Here is a 17,572-nt window from a genome sequence, read left to right as displayed (position 1 = left end):
AGGCTGTGAGATGAATATGATTACATAGATATCCATCTGGGCTTGCCTTTAACATCCCATAATTGCCAAGTGCAGGCAATCATGGGAAGCCCGGTCTGCGCCCGGATGGATATCTATGTAATCATATTCACCGCGTTAGTATATATGGCTTCTGCCGGGCGAATCATGAAATGATAAGGCATGGAACTGTTCGGTCTGTGACAGGGCGAAGGAGATGGCGGTAATGAATCATACGGGGAGGATTGAGGTGAGGAGATTTCATATGACAGGAAAAAACAAGAGGACAGATACAGGCTGTAAGTACAGAGGAGCCGTCCGGCGTACTTTGCTTGCAGTTATCCTTATATTGATATCCGTATTCCCGGGCAGCGGTCCGGGGCATGTCCGGGCAATTGAAAGCACGGCTTATACCTATACCATTGCCGCGGACCGGTTTGGATATCTTCGTACCCAGGATGCCTATATTCCGGGAGGAATATATCTGAAGGAAATCGGGATGAAGTCACCGGAGGATCTGTATTACAAGGACGGAATTTTATATATTGCAGACAGCGGCAATGCGAGGATCGTGAGATATGATCTGCTGGAGGGCAGAATCAGCTTTCTCGGAGAAGGGGAGCTGAAGTATCCCACAGGAGTTGCCGTAGATGAGGATGGGATGGTCTATGTGGCGGATTATCAGGCTTCTGAGGTCGTTCTTCTGTCTCAGGAGCGCGGAGTCGTCAAGCGGATCGGCCGTCCGGAGGATATGATCTACGGAGCCAGTCCCTTTAAGCCGAGGAAGGTGGATGTGGACAGCTTCGGCAATATCTTTGCCATCAGCGAGGGAACCCATGAGGGAATACTGCAATTCGGCGAAGACGGAAGGTTTAACGGGTTTTTCGGAGCGAATAAGACGAAGGGACTGAACCTGATCGAATGGTTTCAGAAGACCTTCTACACAGAGGAGCAGAAAGCCAAGCTGTTCTTCCGGACCCCTCCTAATATTGTATCTCTGGATGTGGCGGATACCAATCTGATTTATTCCGTGACCCAGAATGACAGCTTGGATGCCCTTAAAAAGCTGAATCTGGCCGGGGTGAATGTGTTGCAGCGCTCCGGCAGGATTTGGGGCGAGGAGAATTATGTGGATGCAGCTGTAACCACGGAAGGAAATATTTTTGCCGTGACGGATACGGGGTCTATAGAAGAGTTTGATGATACGGGAGTGCTGATGATTCTCTTCGGAGGCAGGGCCGCAGCAAGTGACCGCAATGGATTGACTGCGGTGGTCAGTGCAATTGAAGTGGATGAGAATGATAATATCTATATTCTGGATAAGGAGAGAGCGCTGATTCAAGCCTATTATCCCACCAGCTATACGAAGCTCCTGCATAAAGCAAAGGCGGATTATAATAAGGGTGATTATACCGCCAGCCTGGAGGGATGGACGGAAATCCTCCGGCTGAGTCCCTCTGCCTACATGGCACATAACGGGTTTGCACAGGCAATGTTTGAATTGGGAGAGTATGAGACAGCAGCGGAGCATTACAGGATTATGGGTGACGGGTGGAAATACTCGGAATGCTACTGGGAGCTTCGGAGCAGTTGGCTGAGGGAGCATATGGACCGCATCCTGATGCTCTGCATCGGCATCGCAATTGTCTTACTGGCCTTGTGGTTTGTTCAGAAAAAATCAAATTACAGGAAATACATCCGGGAGGAATGGGAGAAACAGTGTAAGAGGCACCGGCTGCTCAAGGAGCTGATGGTGGATTCCCGATTCATGCTGCGCCATCCCATTGACGGCATCTATTATCTGAAAACAGGGCGGCGGGGCAGTGTGAGAGGAGCTACCATCCTGTATATAGCAGCTTATATCGTCTATATGATATACCGTCTGTATACCTCCTTTGTGTTTGGGGGAGGAATCAATCAGTGGCAGAGTCCTGCGGCGATATCGGTTATCGTTATCCTGCCGGTGATCCTGTTTGTGGTGGGCAGCTATCTCATCAGCTCCATCAACGACGGAGAGGGTACCATCAAGAATGTATATGTTTCTTTTGGGTATGCACTTTCAGGATATATCACGTATATTCCGGTATTAACCCTTGTGTCCCATGTGCTTACGAAGAAGGAAAGCTTCCTGTATGGATTATGTTATTTTATGATTATCGGCTATACGCTGGTTCTCATTTTCCTGGCGGTGAAGGAGACGCATTGCTATACCCCGGGTAAAACGGTCAGCAATATTCTGCTGACCATAGCATTCATGGTTATTGCAGTCCTGGCCTTTATTATTCTGTATATTCTGTGGAAGGAGCTGCTGGGCTTTGCGGCGGAATTGTTGGAGGAGGTGAAGTACCGTGTCATTACGTAGAAAAATTGCATTTGCCTTGGCTGCCTCTTTGGCATTGGGACTGATCATTCATGCGAGTGCGGAGACTCAGGATGCTGTGACGGAGAAGCCCTCCATTGGATCGGAGACCCGTCCCCTTCATACGGATATGATGGAAGCCTTATCAAACAGGCAGGTTCATCCCTTTTCTGCCGAGGCGGTGGAGAACCGGTTTGACCTGGAAGGCTTTGAGCTGGCGGCAGAGACGGACCAGGCCCAGCTGTGGCTGAACACGAAATGGAATACGATTCGCATTAAAAATAAGAACACGGGCTATATCTGGGGGGCATTACCCCTGGAGGGCGCGGAAGGGCTGAATAAGACCTGGAATAATTACGGAAATTCTATTGTGGGTATCGAGTGCTTTGATGAGGCAGGCACAGAGAGCCGGTACAGCCTGACGGGAAATGCGGAGACGGACTATACCGTCCGCCCGGATGGCTTTGCATGTCATGCGGAATTTAAAGAACTCGGCATCTCCTTCGACCTGAACGTAACCCTTGAAGGGAATCGGTTAAGCTTCCGCATGGAGGAGGAAAGTCTGACGGAAGGAATGCAGGATAGTACTTACCGGCTGAAATCCATGACTTTTTTACCCTATCTCGGTTCCTCCTACAGTGATTCGGTGGACGGCTATCTGCTGATTCCCGACGGATCGGGAGCCTTGCTTCGCTTTCAGAAACCCTCCCAATATGCCTCTACCTTCGCCGGAAGAGTATACGGGAAAGATCTGGGCATCGAATCCCTGGCCCAGCCTTCGGATTTGCAGGCTTACCGCCCCAATGACTATGTGGTGGAGGAGCCCCAGATCATTATGCCGGTCTACGGGGTAGTCCATGGCATGAATCAGAACGGCTTGTTCGCAGTGATTGAGAGCGGGGCGGAATATGCTTCCATCCTGGCCACGCCGGCGCTGCAGAACAACCCTTATAACTGGGGTGCGGCAAGATTTGAATTCCGGCAGAGATATAATAAAAATATCAATCGGAAGAAGGGAGCAGGAGCAGTGGTTCCCCAGGAGCACCGGAATGAAGTATCGCCGGAGCTGTCCGTCTATATCACCCAGGGGGAGGAAGCCGATTATAACGGTATGGCCGGACTGTACCGGAGAATATTATCAGATAAGCAGATTATAAGCAGGCAGACAGTGGAGGAAGAAAGCCTTCCATTGAAAATAGAGATACTGGGAGCCGGTCTGCACAAAGAATTTATAGGAAATTCCCTTCGGGTATTCACCAGTGTGAAGGAGGCTTCCCTTCTTGCAGAGAAGCTGGAGAAGCAGGGAATAAAGAATATCTCTTATGTTTACCGGAGCTATTCCAGGAATAATGAAGCAGGTACATCCTTCCTGAGAAAGCTGGGAAGCAAGGAGGAGGTGCAGACTCTGGTTGAGCAGATCAGGGAGGGCGGAAACCGGTTCTACTTCTATCTGAATCCCGTCAGCGCCAATGCCGACCAGATCAATAAGAGAACAGAGGCGGCAAACAACCTTTCCAACATGGTGATTGAGCTGTCACGCAATAATATCATAATCATGTATCCCAATACTTATTTCTACCGCCTCGGTGAAGTGGGCAGGCGGATTCAGAATGCCGGGAATTTACGCAGTTACGGTGAAATATCCGGCTTTGCCCTGGATGAATTGTCCTACCGTCTCTATGGTGATTTTACTTCGGGAAAGGAGAGTACGAGAGCTGAGAATCTGGTCCGTACGGTCTCTCTGGTGGAGCAGGCAGGGGATGGGCAGAGGATGCCCTTATACAATCCGAACCAATATCTGTGGAGCTATACCTCGGAATTCTATAATGCCCCTTTATCCAGCGGGCAGTTCCTGTATGAGACGGACACGGTGCCGTTTTTACAGCTTGTGCTGAAGGGAAGCATACCGCTCTATGCCGCGCCGCTGAATACCGGAACTTATTCCAAGGAGCGCCTGTTAAGACATATTGAATATGGCGTGGCACCCACCTTCACGGTGACCCATTGTGAAAGCCTTGCGCTGCACCGTACCACCCAGGAGGACTATATTTCCACTAATTTCTCGGATTGGGAAAGCTATATTAAGGAAGCCTATGATACGATATCACAGGCCCTGGCAGGGGTGCAGGGCGAGACCATTGTACAGCACAGAGCACTGGAGGAAGGCTTTATCCGCGTCACCTACGGAAACGGGGTGAGGATCTATGTTAATTATACCGCGTCAGAGAAAACGGATGGAGCTGTCACCGTTTCACCGGGCTGGTTCAAAGTCGTTGAAGGAAGGGGGTAGGGGAATGGTAAGAAAAGAAGGAGACACAAAGAAAAGAAGGATGCCGGCCATGACTAACCGACGCCGCGACGCACTGGCAGGACTCTTATTTCTCTCTCCATGGCTAATCGGATTTTTTGCTGTTACATGCTATCCCTTGCTTTATTCCATTGCCATCAGCTTTAACCAGGTGGCAATAAAGCCGGGGGTGATCCAGCTGGAGCCGGTTGGATGGGAATATTACCGGCAGGCCTTGTTTGCTGATGCGGAGTATCCCACAAAGCTCATTACCTCTCTGGTCAATGTGGCCCTGGGCACACCTCTGGCGGTTGTCTTTGCTCTCATCATCAGCATTTTGCTGAATCGGAAATTCCGCGGGAGAGCATTGTTCCGTATGATATTCTTTATTCCGGTTATCATCATGAGCGGGCCGGTTATGTCGGAGCTTCTGACGGAGACCGCCGCCATGAATATTGATATCAATGTATTCGGAATCATAGACATCTTACGGGAAATGGACGGTGTCTGGGTGAATGTACTGCTCACCTTTTTAGGCGGGTTTGTGCGTATCCTCTGGTTCTCCGGCGTTCAGACCATTATCTTTCTGGCGGCGCTGCAGAAAATCGATCTCAATATGTATGAGGCCGCGTCCATTGACGGTGCTACGGCCTGGGAGATGTTCTGGAGGATTACCCTGCCGTATATTAAGCCCATTATAATGCTGAATTCTATCTATACGATTGTGGAGATGGGAACCTTCTCCGATGATTTGACCAATCTGTTGATTGTGAAATCCGTGAGGGATATTGCAAGGCCCTACAGCTATGCATCAACATTGTCATGGATTTATGCGGTATGTCTTCTGTTCCTGATGGTAATTGTGTTCCTGATGTTCACGGATTGGAAAGAGATAAGGAGGGCGAGGAATGAGAGACGCAGCATCAGAGAGAGACAGTAGGAGGAAGAGCAGGGCATCCCGGGATTATACGGGCTGGGGAAAGCAGCTGCTGCGCAGCTTCTTTCTTGGGAGTATAGGCAGGGGCAGTATTTTTGCTAAAATTGTGGTGTATGTAATCTTGACCGGCCTGGGCTTTGTGTTCATCTACCCGCTGATCTATATGATTTCCACCAGCATGATGGATACGAAGGATCTGGTGGATTCCACGGTATCCTGGATTCCTACTAGGCTGTCCTTCGAGAGCTTCATTAAGGCAGCCAGGACCCTGGATGTGTGGAAGGGAATCAAGGATTCCCTTCGTATGACAGTCATACCGGCAGTGCTGCAGACGGCGGTACTGGCTTGTGCAGGCTATGGATTGGGAAGATTCCCGGTTCCCCTTAAGAAGGTGTGGATTGTCCTGTCCGTTTTAATGTTCCTGATACCGGCACAGGTCACTATGATACCCAGGTTTCTGCTGTTTAACTCCTATAAGCTGGTTGGAACCATATGGCCGGTTTATGTGATTTCTTTATTGGGCCAGGGGATTAAAAGTTCTATTTTCCTGCTGATTTACTATAATTTCTTTGCTACCTATCCGAAAGCGCTGGATGAGGCGGCGCGTATCGATGGAGCGGGGAGGTTCCGGGTCTTTTCCCAAATTGCACTTCCCATGGCAAAACCGGCGATTGTGGTGTGCTTCCTGTTTTCTTTTATCTGGATATGGAATGATACGACCCAGATACCCCAGTATTCCACAGGGGCGGCGACCACCCTTCCCATGCTTCTGCAGCAGTTTGCAGACCGGTTTAATAAGCTGTATTCCTCCGCTTCCGTCAGTACGGGAGGCGCGTTGAATGAGTCCATTCGGCTGGCAGGGACTTTGTTATCCATTCTGCCATTGATTACTTTATATCTTATATTACAGAAGCAATTCGTTGAAAGCATTGAAAAAACAGGAATTACCGGAGAATAGACTAGAGCAGACCATGACCGCAAGTGTTCATGGTCTGTGGAATTTTAGGCCGGGATATGGATTGTTGTATAAAATACATTACGTATTTTATATTTGTATGCTTGTCTGTATATTGCGTATTCATGTATCTACCTATAAATTTGTTTGCAAATAAATGTGTTTGTGTGTGAATGTACAGATACAAGTATATCTTTATGGCGTTGGTTATGAGCTACTGAAAAATATATGAGGAAATATTTGAAATATTTAATTTGATTTGATTTAAAATGTGTGATTTTAAATATCTTAGAAAAGAGGATGGGAAATATATGGGATGGAAAAAGGGAATAAGATTTGTACTTCTTCTAGCGGTGTCAGTCTTGTTGGCTGGATGTAGGCTGGCAGGCTCCGGCGCCGGAGCAATAAAAGAGGGAGAAGGACAGAAGCAGGCTGGACAGGAAGATGCAGGAGGGGGAACAGCAGGCGGGGAAAAAGCAGGTTTGGGAGAAGTAAGCGAGGAGGTAAGCGGGGGTGGACTTGACCCGGAGAAAATGGGAGGCAGCAGGGGTTCAGCGGACAGAGAGAATGCCAACATCTTTACTGCGGCAGAGCTGATGCATGAACCCTATGGATGGGATAATCTGTATGGAGCAAAGGAAGTTCCTCCAATATGGTGGGACCGGGTGCCTGGTGATCCTCAGGAGGACGAGGAGATTATAATCAATCTGGCAGTAGATGAGAAGGTTTCAGAGATGGATCTGTGGGTTGAATGGACGCTGAACGGCCAGGAGATGGAGGCGGCTGCCTGTAAGCATGCTGCTAATCTGAAGGCTTTCGGGATAACGAAGAAGAAATACCAGGGGAAGCTGGGACCCTTCAAGCAGGGAGACAGGATCGAATATACCATCTGCGGGGGAAGTGACGGAGAAGTTGAGAAAATCTCGGAAACATACCAGTTTACCACTTGCCGGTGGGAAGCAGTAGAAGAAATTACAGGGTGCAGTATAGAGGGTGATGTTGCATTTCTAACGGCACGCACGGCAACATTCATGCCACAGATTTCCCTGGCCTTTCAAGGAGAGGGGACGGTCAGGCTTCGGATCGATCCGGCAGAATCCGGGGAGCAGGCCAAAGCCGCTCTTCCCATATCCTATGAGGAAAGGGAAGGAGTTTATTTGTTTGGCAGGGATAAGCTTGCCCTGGAGGTTAGGAAGGAGCCTTTTGCACTAAGGGTGATAGATGCCAAGGGAAAGGAATTGCTTGTCTGTACGAAGGAGAACGGTCTGGAGATATTAACGGACGGAAGAGAAGCGAAAGGTATCCGCTATCAATTTGACGCACCTCCGGAGGATGGTTTTTACGGGTTCGGGATGAAATATGATTCTCTGAACCAAAGAAATAAAACGGTACATACCTATTGTGTGAATTGGTACAAGGACCAGGCTGGGGAGACTTATACTCCGGTGCCTTATTATTTTGTTCCGGATAAGTATGGCTTTTATCTGGATTCTACTTATTACTCCAAATTTGAGATTGATACGGTGCAGGAGGATGTATGCAGCGTCGAGGTGCGTACCGGCCCTGGCCGGGGAGTGGACAGCTATCTCTTCTTCGGGGATAACGCTTCCATCGCCAAAGGATATGCAGCGGTGGCCGGGAATCCGGTGCTGCCTCCGGTATGGGCCTTCGGGCCGTGGATTTCAGCAAATGAATGGGATAAACAATCGGAGGTTATGAAACAGCTGGAAGAGACCATCCGCCATGAAATTCCTACCACGGTGATTGTTTTGGAAGCCTGGAGTGATGAGGAGACCTTCTACACCTTCAACGATTCCCAATATGAGCCTCAGAAGGGGGATCATGTACCGGAGCTGTCGGATTTCCGCTTCGGAGGACGTTGGCCGGACCCTAAGAATATGGTGGACCAGCTTCATGGGAATGGGATTAAGATCCTGCTCTGGCAGATTCCCGTTCTGAAGCATTCCGGGACAGCGACGGTACAGTCTCTCCGTGACCAGAGCTACGCCATGGAACAAGGATATGTATTGCAGGATGGAAAGGGTAAGCCTTACCGGCTGCCGGAGGGAACCTGGTTCGGCAGCAGCCTGTTGATGGATTTTACCAGCCGGGCGGCAACGGAATGGTTCTTGTCAAAGCGGCGCTATCTCCTGGAGGAGATAGGAATTGACGGATTTAAGACAGACGGAGGGGAATTCGTATGGGGAAGGGATGTGACCGCTTCCGATGGAACCAAAGGGGATGAGCTGCGGAATCTATATCCAGATTTATATGCCCAGGCTTATTTTGATTACGCCAGGGATTATGTAGGGGATGCTCTGACCTTCAGCAGAGCGGGGGGCTCCTCCATGCAGCTGCATCCGGTCTGCTGGGTGGGAGACCAGTCATCGACCCATGAAGCCTTTGAGGCGGCAATCCGTGCGACTTTAAGCGCATCCATGTCGGGAATCCCCTTTGTTGCCTGGGATATTGCAGGCTTTAGCGGAAGTCTGCCCAGCGCGGAGTTATATCAGCGCAGTGTGGCGCAGGCGGCCTTTTCCCCCATCATGCAGATACACTCGGAGAGCAGCGGGGACCCGGTTCCCAGCCAGGCCCGCACGCCCTGGAATATGGCGGAGCAGAAGCAGGAGGACGCCTGCCTGGAAACCTACCGGTATTATGCCAATGTGAGGATGAATCTCCTGCCATATCTTTATTCCAGTGCAAGGCATTCCAGCCTGACGGGGGAGCCGCTGATGAGAAGTATGGCATATTCTTTTCCCGGACCGGTTATGGATGAGAAATATCAATACCAGTACATGCTGGGAGACAGTCTGCTGGTGGCTCCGGTTACGGGAAGCCGTAAGACGAAGGCGGAGGTATGTCTGCCGGAGGGTATCTGGTATGGACTTTTTGATCATAAAAGGTATAGCGGCGGAGAATATGAGGTGGCGTGTGAGGTGAATGAGATCCCTGTATTTGTGAAGGAGGGAAGTATCCTGGCTATGAACCTGGAGGAGGGCGGCGAACTGGGCTCTTCTGTAGGAAACAGGGTGGATGCTTATGAAGGCCTGACGCTGCGAATCTATCCCGGACAGGGGACGGCACGCTGGTATGATTACGTTAAGGATACCCTGGTTGATATAGCCTCGGATGGACGGGGAAATATCACGATCAAGGGACAGGAAGGAGAAATCAGACTGGAACTGATGGGACAGTATAAAGAAGTCTATGTCAATGAGAAGAAGGTGAAGTCTTCTTATAACAGTAATTCAGGATATACCAGTGTCAGTTTGATGCCGGAGGAGGCTGGCATCGAAGAGATAATGAAGTCCTCATCCTTGTTGATTGCGGAATAATTAAAAACCAACCAAATGCTGGTTGTTGCCCTTTTGCTTCCGGTAAAGAGCGGGGGAGCAGCCAACTGTTTTAGTGAAGATATAAGTAAAATGCTGACGGTTATGGAAGCCTACGGTGAAAGCGATATCAATCACCGGCAGACAGCTGTTCTCCAGTAAAAGCCGGGCTTTATTGATTCTGTATTCATTGATCTTATCAACGAGAGAGGCTCCGGTCTGCTCCTTGAATAACCGCTGAAGGTGGGAGATCGATACACCGGTGGCTAAGGCGACCTCTTCCACACTAAGGTCTTTATCAAAACTTTTTTCAATATAGGAAAGTGCTTTTCTCACATAGATACTTCCGCGGTGGGAGCTGAAGCGCTTTCCTTTTTGTCTGGACAGCTCCACAAGGAGCTGGGACAGCAGCAGGTTGACTTCGATGCAGTGTTCCGACTGATCCAGCCCGTTCATAAACTGCTTCTGCAGCTCCGTAATGATGCGGTGAAGACTGGAGCCGTGATCCGCGGCTTTAAAGGCGGAGAAGGAGGTGGTGAAAAAATCTCTGACAGAAGGGGAGATCTCGTATAATTTCCGAATATGAAAATCCTCTGCAGGTGAAGTCAGAGCGATCTCCAAATTCAATATACGGCAGGGGATTCCCCTGACTACCTCCAGCTGGTGCGGGGTATTGCAGTTCAGGAAGATATATTCCCCTTCCTTAAGAGAATATTCTACCATCTCTCTGTCCTTATTCCGGCAGATAATCTTACAGCTTCCATGAACGGCATACATAATCTCCAGCTCGGGGTGGCTGTGGGGCTTCATCTCAAAATGAGTATAATTTATTGCATAGTACCGCCTGATCTCCAGCCAATGCTTTAATATATCCGGTTTAAAAATGCTTTCTGCCTCTGGTTTCATGATGACCTCCTCTTTTTCGACCATGTCCTATAATAATTAATATAGCAGAATATCTGACATTTTAAAAGAAGAAAAAGAATAGCTTCCAGTGTCAGAGGAAGCTTCGCTATAATAAAATTATTACTTGAATTAGGGAGGTTTGTTATGGCGTTTAAAATTGCATTTATCGGAGCGGGAAGCGTTGGCTTTACCCGGACGTTATTTTCGGATTTAATGACGGTCAGAGAATTTCATGACATTGAGGTGGCATTCACGGATATTAATCAGCATAATCTGGACATGGTTACCTCTCTATGTCAAAGGGATCTGGAGGAGAACGGGGTGCCGATTAAAATCCAGGCGACCCTTGACCGCCGCGAGGCATTTAAAAATGCGCGCTATATTATCAACTGCGTCCGCATTGGGATGCTGGAAGCATTTGAGACCGATGTGGAAATCCCCTTGAAATACGGAGTGGATCAGTGCGTGGGTGATACTCTGTGCGCCGGGGGAATTATGTATGGGCAGAGAGGAATTGCTGCAATTCTTGACTTCTGCAAGGATATCCGGGAGGTGGCGGAGCCGGGGGCGATCATGCTGAATTATTCCAATCCCAACGCCATGATGACCTGGGCGGCCAATAAATACGGCGGGGTGAAGACCATCGGTCTCTGCCACGGGGTGCAGGGAGGACATGCCCAGATTGCAAAGGCCCTGGGATACAGCCAGAAAGAGGTTGATATTATCTGCGCGGGCATTAATCACCAGACCTGGTACATCAGCGTGAAGCATAAGGGAGAGAATCTGCTGCCGAAGCTTCTGCCCGCCTATCTTGAGAAGGAAGAGCTGGCCAGAACGGAAAAGGTACGAATCGATGTGTTAAAGAACTTTGGATATTATTCCACGGAGTCCAACGGACATTTGTCCGAATACGTGGCCTGGTACCGGAAGCGCCCGGAGGAGATCAAGGACTGGATTGATCTGGGAAGCTGGATCAATGGGGAAACCGGCGGATATCTTCGCGTGTGCCGCGAGGGCAGGAACTGGTTTGAGGAGGATTATCCCAACTGGATGAAAGAGCCTGCGAAGGAGTACATCCCGGAGAAGAGAAGCCAGGAGCACGGCTCGTATATTATAGAGGGGCTTGAAACAGGCCGTATCTACAGAGGACATTTTAATGTTATGAACCAGGGGTGTATCACCAATCTGCCGGAGGAATGTGTGGTAGAGGTTCCCGGCTATGTAGATGCCAACGGAATTAATATTCCTCAGGTAGGAGAGCTGCCCCTTGGCTGTGCCGCGGTCTGCTCCCAGAGCATCTGGGTGCAGAGGCTGGCGGTAGAGGCGGCGGTGGCCGGTGATATCGTTCTGCTCCGGCAGGCCATGCTTATGGACCCTCTGACCGGCGCGGTCTGCACACCGGCGGAGATCTATCAGATGGTGGATGAAATGCTGATAGCCGGAGAAGCATGGCTTCCCCAATACAAGGAAGAGATTGCGCGGGCAAAGGAGCGCCAGAAGGCGGGCCCTCTCATTGAGCCTAAGAATTACAGAGGCATCCGCGTGAAGGAAAAGACAGTGGATGAGATGTATCAGGCAAAGGAAGAGGCAAGAAAGAACGCGGCTCAGACAGATAAGGCAAAGCAGTAGGAGGAGGTAATTATGATAGGAATAGCAAATACGGAACTGAAGGTCAGACCGCTGTGTCTGGGAACGGCGAATTATGGCACGGCGATGGAGGACGAAGCAGCTTTTCGGCAAATGGACCGCTTTCTGGACGGCGGAGGTAATTTTTTAGATACGGCGCATGTATACGGCGATTGGGGGAACAGGGGACCGGCCATCAGCGAAAGGATCATAGGCCAGTGGCTGTCCGATAGGGGATACCGTTCCAGGGTCGTCATATCAACCAAGGGCGCGCATCCGGAGCTGGCATCCATGCAGATTCCCAGACTGGACGGAGACAGCATCCGTTCGGATTTGCAGGACAGCCTGAAGAGCCTTCGAACCGACTATATTGATCTGTATTTTCTGCACAGGGATGATACGGCAAGGCCCGTAGAGGAAATACTGGGTGTGCTGGAGGAGGCCCGGGCACGCGGAGACATCCGGTACTACGGCTGCTCGAACTGGAGCCGGGAGCGGATGATCCAGGCACAGACTTATGCTGCAAAGGCAGGGCTGACAGGCTTTGCATGCAACCAGCTGATGTGGAGTATGGCGGATATTAATCCCGAAGGCTTATGGGATAAAACGATGAAGGTTATGGATAGGGAGACTTTTGTATATCATAAGGAAAGCAATCTGAGCGCCATGGCTTATACCTCCATAGCGAACGGATATTTCTCCCGCAAAGCAGGAGGGAAGGAAATTACTTCCTCCCTGGATGGTACATACGGAAATGCCTCCAATGAAGCAATTCTGGAATATCTCATGACTAATATGCCGGAGGGCTATACAATGCTGGAACTGTGTCTTTTCTATTTTCACGTCCAGCCCTTCCCGGCGATTCCCATTGCATCCTTCAGCAATGACAGACAAATGGAGGAGGCTCTGGGGAGTATTAAGAAGGAATGCCCCACAGAGCTGCTGGAGACGGTTTCCCGGATGAAGCAATTCACGTAAGGAAGGCTCTGTTCACACATCATGCTGTCAGAAAAACACTTCTCCTGTATTGTGAATTCATGTAAAGAAGGCTCTTCTCATAAATCATACGGTTATGTAATTTTGTTACATACGGGAAGAATAACCTTTGGTATAATATTTTCCATAATACATGATTACAGATATTCATACTATTAGGGAAAGGGATGTGTGCAGAGATGTTTTCTTTATTTCAGAGATCCAATACAAATTCGCTTCATGTGAGTGAAATTGATAATATCATAGAGGATATTGATTTAATTGATATCCGTGAGCCTTATGAATGTGCCTATGGCTGTATCCGGCAGTCAAAAAATATACCGATGGGAGCGCTTATGTCGAATCCGGACCGGTATCTCAACAAGGAAAAGAAATACTATATTATGTGCCAGTCCGGCGGAAGGAGTGCCAGTGCAGTATCGGCACTTTCCCGTGCGGGTTACGATGTGGTGGATGTCCGGGGAGGAATGAGCGGTTACCGGGGGAAAAACAGAAAATAAAACAACAAGAAGTCCACTACTTTACAAAAAGGAAAGCAGCTGTTATAATGTAGGTAACAGGAAAAGCAGGGTTAAAACCTGTGCTTGCCCTAATTGTTTAAAAGATGATTATCCTAAACTTCTCAGGGTTTGGCAGGATAATCATTTTTTGTTGCTCATCTTTATCAGATGAACAACAAGAGTGATCAAAGCTACAACAAAAGTAGCAAAGGTTATCATTAAAGATAAAGCTTCTGCAACTGTCATAAGGCTCACTCCCCTTTCTATGTAATATAGTCAAGGTGAGTTCACCTCCTCCTATGTAAAAATAAGAGGGCAAGCACTCATAATTATCCCACGCCAGCGAACTGACGTTTTCCTGTTACCATAGGGACAGTATAGCATAGAGGAAGGAAAAAGTTGATAAAAAATGGAAAATAACGAGAATGTTTTCAAGGGAATCAGACTTCCTAAGCCCTGTCTTTTATGCTAATAAAAAATATCCCAACAAATCAGAGTAAAAAGCTCTCGATTCGTTGGGATTATTATTTTATATTCTAATGCACAGCAATCAGAGATTTAATATACAGCAGATCAAGGATTATATCTCAGCCTGGAGTTTCTTGTCTTTTGCCACGACCTCATCCACCATATCCTGTTTCATTTTCTCCAGCTTCTGTGCCAGCTCCTCATCCTGGATTGCCAGCATCTGTGCGGCAAGTATGCCTGCATTGTCGGCGCCGTCGATGGCAACGGTGGCAACGGGGATACCCTTGGGCATCTGAACCGTAGACAGGAGGGAATCCAGCCCGTCCATGGTGGAGGATTTAATGGGAATTCCGATGACCGGAAGGGTAGTGTGGGCGGCGATAATTCCTGCAAGATGGGCGGCCTTACCGGCGGCACAGATAATTACACCGAAGCCGTCATTCCTGGCAGCGGCGGCAAAATCACAGGCAAGCTTGGGGGTCCGGTGTGCGCTCATCACATGTACCTCGACATCAATGCCAAAACCATTTAAGGTATTGATGGCGCCCTTTACTACAGGAAGATCGCTGTCACTGCCCATTAGAACTGCTACTTTTTTACTCATGATATCCATTCTCCTTTAAATCGGTCTGCCAGCAACGAATGCTGAGGTGAATTTAATATACTTTATTTATCAGATGATGTCAATTATATTGTAAAACAAAATGACAAAGTTCATCAATAAAAGCTTCACAACATTTTGTATCTTAGTGGAAAGCTTATGATTTTATGATATAATTATCTGGGAGGATAGCCGCAAGGAGTTACACAGTCTAACGGAAGAGGTTGAAAACATGGACTTTAATTTAGATATACTGAAAGACAATCTGAAGAAAAGAGGATTCAATACAGCTGTCTGCGATAATAAACAAGAAGCCGCCACTTTTATCTTAGAGACCTTTCCTGCGAATCAGGATATGGTAATCGGCATGGGGAACTCTCTGACACTGGATGCTTTGGGAATAGAAGAGGTTTGGTCTGAGAAGTTCATTCACATATACCGGCATGTGCCGGGCAGCCCAGATGATGAAACGCGGCAAGCGCTGCTGGCAGATCTATATTTTACCTCTGCTAATGCAATTTCTTATGAAGGACACATAGTCAATATTGATGGTACCGGAAACCGTACTGCCGCAACTTGCTACGGACCGAAACAGGTCATCTATGTGGTAGGAAAAAATAAGATTGCCAGATCTCTTGAAGAAGCGATAGAGCGGGCGCAAAATATCGCCGCAGTAAAAAATGCAAAAAGGTATAACCGGAAAACCCCTTGTTCCATTACGGGAAAGTGCGAAGATTGTTTGTCGCCCGAATGTATATGCAGTGTTATGACCATACATAGAAGGCAGCCGCGCGGACTTAAAATAACAGTCATTCTTGTAAACGAGGAGTTGGGGTTCTAATTACACATATGGTTCGTGAAGAATTGTCTGCAGAGCAGATGGTTATGGGTTGTATTGAGAAAAGGCGGAAGGGGAGGAAGAGATGGCTATAGAGAAGCAGTATATAGGAAAACCGTGTATAGAGAAGCAGTATGCATCCGATGTGGAGGTGATATTGTCCCATAGGTATGATAATGGAGCCGATCTTTGGACTACGCCGGATAAGCGTCTCATAAAAGGATCACCTTTCTCAACTTTGGACAGCGTAATGTACCTGTTGGAATTAGGCATGGAACCAGCAGAACCTCTGCTGAAGGAAGCGGCCGGGTTGATTTTCAGCACCTGGCAGGAGGACGGACGTTTCAAATTGTATCCGCAAGGTGCCGTTTATCCCTGCCAGACAATTAACGCCGCTAATGTGCTTTGCCACCTGGGGTATGCTTCCGATGCCAGGCTGCAGAAGACATTACAGCATCTTTTCGATACGCAGTATACGGACGGCGGATGGCGCTGCAATAAATTCAGCTTTGGACGGGGGCCGGAAACGGAGTATTCCAATCCCTTGCCAATCCTCACTGCCCTGAACCTGTTCCGTTTCACGGATTACTGGAACAAGGAACCGGCGCTTGACAAGGCCGTGGATTTTTTGCTGGAGCATTGGACAAGCAGAAAACCCATTGGTCCATGTCACTATGGAATCGGTACCCTATTCATGCAGGTGGAATATCCCTTCCGCAACTATAATCTGTTTGTATATGTCTACGTCTTATCCTTTTACAATCATGCGAAGAAGGATAAACGGTTTCTCGAAGCCTTGAAAACATTGGAGTCAAAAATGGCGGACGGGCAGATTGTGGTCGAGCGTGTTGTTCCCAAGCTGGCTGGGCTTTCTTTCTGTAAAAAGGGTGAAAAGAGTGAATTGGCAACCGTGCGCTATCAGGAAATTCTGCGAAACCTTCAATAAAGAGCTAGTATGGCAGACCCATCAGCCCGCATATTACAGACATAATGTTTCCGCAGAGTTACGCCCTTTCCTTCACTGATTTGACCTATATCGATGGAAAAAGACGGTTAACGGCATAAGAAAATTGTGCGTCCTTGTTACAGCTCCTGCTCCACTATGAATATAATGGGAAGCATATATATGAGGGAGGATCAAAAAATGATGAGGAAAATATCAAAAATCAATGTATTTCTTAGTTCTTCTCTTCTTGTTTCTGGGGATTACGGCTTGTAAGAAAGAAGAAAAATTATTGTATGATAACAGGTCAGACATATCCGCAATCAGAGAACAGGAATTCTCCTCTAAAATACAATCCCTGAATATTCCGTATGGAGAAAGAATGTTAATGTCTGTTGTATATGATCTTGAAAGCTTGAAATCAGATGGTCTCATTGACATAGTAAGATATAACAAAGAGAAAGATATGTTTTATTCGGTTTCCCATATGGAAGGAGGTCAATATTTATTTCTGCTGTATGAAGAATTCAAGGGGAGCTACCATATGATTGATGGCTTTCTGGTCTCGACGCTTGCCGACAAGGCATTATTTGAAAATATATCAAGAGGAATGAAGCAGGAGGAAATTATAAAGGATGACCCGTCCTCCTGTATCTATTTGAATCACAGTTATCACAGGTTTAGTGATAAATCCATGTTAAGGGTAGACTATACCGTGGAAAATACCCACTATATAGTTTCTGATTTTGAGTTTATAGAAAATACAATATCTGTACTGGATTATTTACTGCCAAAAGACCTTGAGCAAATCCTGCCATAGCCCT

Annotated in this window: 14 protein-coding genes; 11 read left to right on the top strand and 3 right to left on the bottom strand. The window is 48.0% G+C overall.

Annotated features, from left to right (window positions below; genetic code table 11):
- Nucleotides 1-262 precede the first annotated feature (262 nt).
- The 5 genes from HNQ56_RS15190 (at nt 263) to HNQ56_RS15170 (ending at nt 9,873) form a co-directional block, all read left to right on the top strand.
- Nucleotides 263-2,359, top strand: coding sequence for a hypothetical protein (locus HNQ56_RS15190; RefSeq protein ID WP_429147919.1), 2,097 nt, complete (start codon nt 263-265; stop codon nt 2,357-2,359).
- The gene (locus HNQ56_RS15185; protein WP_429147916.1) at nt 2,346-4,646 is read left to right on the top strand and encodes a DUF5696 domain-containing protein; all 2,301 of its coding nucleotides are present in this window, start codon (nt 2,346-2,348) and stop codon (nt 4,644-4,646) included. Before HNQ56_RS15190 ends, HNQ56_RS15185 begins: the two co-directional genes overlap by 14 nt.
- Before the next feature lie 4 nt (nt 4,647-4,650).
- Complete coding sequence (locus HNQ56_RS15180) at nt 4,651-5,583, top strand: carbohydrate ABC transporter permease (protein WP_429147913.1); 933 nt, start codon at nt 4,651-4,653, stop codon at nt 5,581-5,583.
- Nucleotides 5,552-6,538 (top strand): carbohydrate ABC transporter permease, encoded by a 987-nt coding sequence (locus tag HNQ56_RS15175; protein ID WP_429147910.1) that lies wholly within the window; start codon nt 5,552-5,554, stop codon nt 6,536-6,538. Before HNQ56_RS15180 ends, HNQ56_RS15175 begins: the two co-directional genes overlap by 32 nt.
- 308 nt (nt 6,539-6,846) lie before the next feature.
- Complete coding sequence (locus tag HNQ56_RS15170; protein ID WP_429147907.1) at nt 6,847-9,873, top strand: glycoside hydrolase family 31 protein; 3,027 nt, start codon at nt 6,847-6,849, stop codon at nt 9,871-9,873.
- Here the strand turns inward: HNQ56_RS15170 and HNQ56_RS15165 are convergent, their stop codons facing one another.
- Nucleotides 9,874-10,776 (bottom strand): AraC family transcriptional regulator, encoded by a 903-nt coding sequence (locus HNQ56_RS15165; protein ID WP_429147905.1) that lies wholly within the window; start codon nt 10,774-10,776, stop codon nt 9,874-9,876.
- A 144-nt stretch (nt 10,777-10,920) separates the two neighbouring features.
- Between HNQ56_RS15165 and melA the strand changes: the two genes are divergently transcribed.
- The 3 genes from melA to HNQ56_RS15150 all read left to right on the top strand — a co-directional run bounded on the left by melA (nt 10,921) and on the right by HNQ56_RS15150 (nt 13,898).
- Entirely contained in the window at nt 10,921-12,405 is a 1,485-nt protein-coding gene (gene melA / locus HNQ56_RS15160; protein ID WP_429147903.1) for an alpha-glucosidase/alpha-galactosidase, read from the top strand.
- Nucleotides 12,406-12,417: 12 nt separating this feature from the next.
- The gene (locus HNQ56_RS15155; RefSeq protein WP_429147900.1) at nt 12,418-13,380 is read left to right on the top strand and encodes an aldo/keto reductase; all 963 of its coding nucleotides are present in this window, start codon (nt 12,418-12,420) and stop codon (nt 13,378-13,380) included.
- Nucleotides 13,381-13,577: 197 nt separating this feature from the next.
- Nucleotides 13,578-13,898, top strand: coding sequence for a rhodanese-like domain-containing protein (locus HNQ56_RS15150; protein ID WP_429147897.1), 321 nt, complete (start codon nt 13,578-13,580; stop codon nt 13,896-13,898).
- Between the two features lie 141 nt (nt 13,899-14,039).
- On the opposite strand, the gene HNQ56_RS15145 is transcribed toward HNQ56_RS15150, so the two are convergent.
- On the bottom strand, nt 14,040-14,144 hold the full coding sequence (locus HNQ56_RS15145) for a putative holin-like toxin (protein ID WP_429147894.1): 105 nt from the start codon (nt 14,142-14,144) through the stop codon (nt 14,040-14,042).
- 334 nt (nt 14,145-14,478) lie between these two features.
- On the bottom strand, nt 14,479-14,970 hold the full coding sequence (purE, locus tag HNQ56_RS15140) for a 5-(carboxyamino)imidazole ribonucleotide mutase (RefSeq protein ID WP_429147891.1): 492 nt from the start codon (nt 14,968-14,970) through the stop codon (nt 14,479-14,481).
- 229 nt (nt 14,971-15,199) lie between these two features.
- Between purE and HNQ56_RS15135 the strand changes: the two genes are divergently transcribed.
- From HNQ56_RS15135 to HNQ56_RS15125, 3 genes are all read left to right on the top strand, one after another.
- Nucleotides 15,200-15,808, top strand: a complete 609-nt coding sequence (locus tag HNQ56_RS15135) for a lactate utilization protein (protein ID WP_429147889.1) — start codon at nt 15,200-15,202, stop codon at nt 15,806-15,808.
- An 82-nt stretch (nt 15,809-15,890) separates the two neighbouring features.
- Complete coding sequence (locus HNQ56_RS15130; protein ID WP_429147886.1) at nt 15,891-16,751, top strand: prenyltransferase; 861 nt, start codon at nt 15,891-15,893, stop codon at nt 16,749-16,751.
- Between the two features lie 223 nt (nt 16,752-16,974).
- Nucleotides 16,975-17,568 carry a hypothetical protein gene (locus HNQ56_RS15125; RefSeq protein ID WP_429147883.1) on the top strand — a complete coding sequence of 198 codons (594 nt, stop codon included), beginning with the start codon at nt 16,975-16,977 and terminating at the stop codon, nt 17,566-17,568.
- Nucleotides 17,569-17,572: the final 4 nt, after the last annotated feature.

Origin of the sequence: Anaerotaenia torta (genome assembly GCF_050433395.1) — a bacterium.
GTDB lineage: Bacteria > Bacillota > Clostridia > Lachnospirales > Lachnospiraceae > Mobilitalea > Mobilitalea torta.
This window is presented reverse-complemented; position numbering and strand designations above follow the sequence as displayed.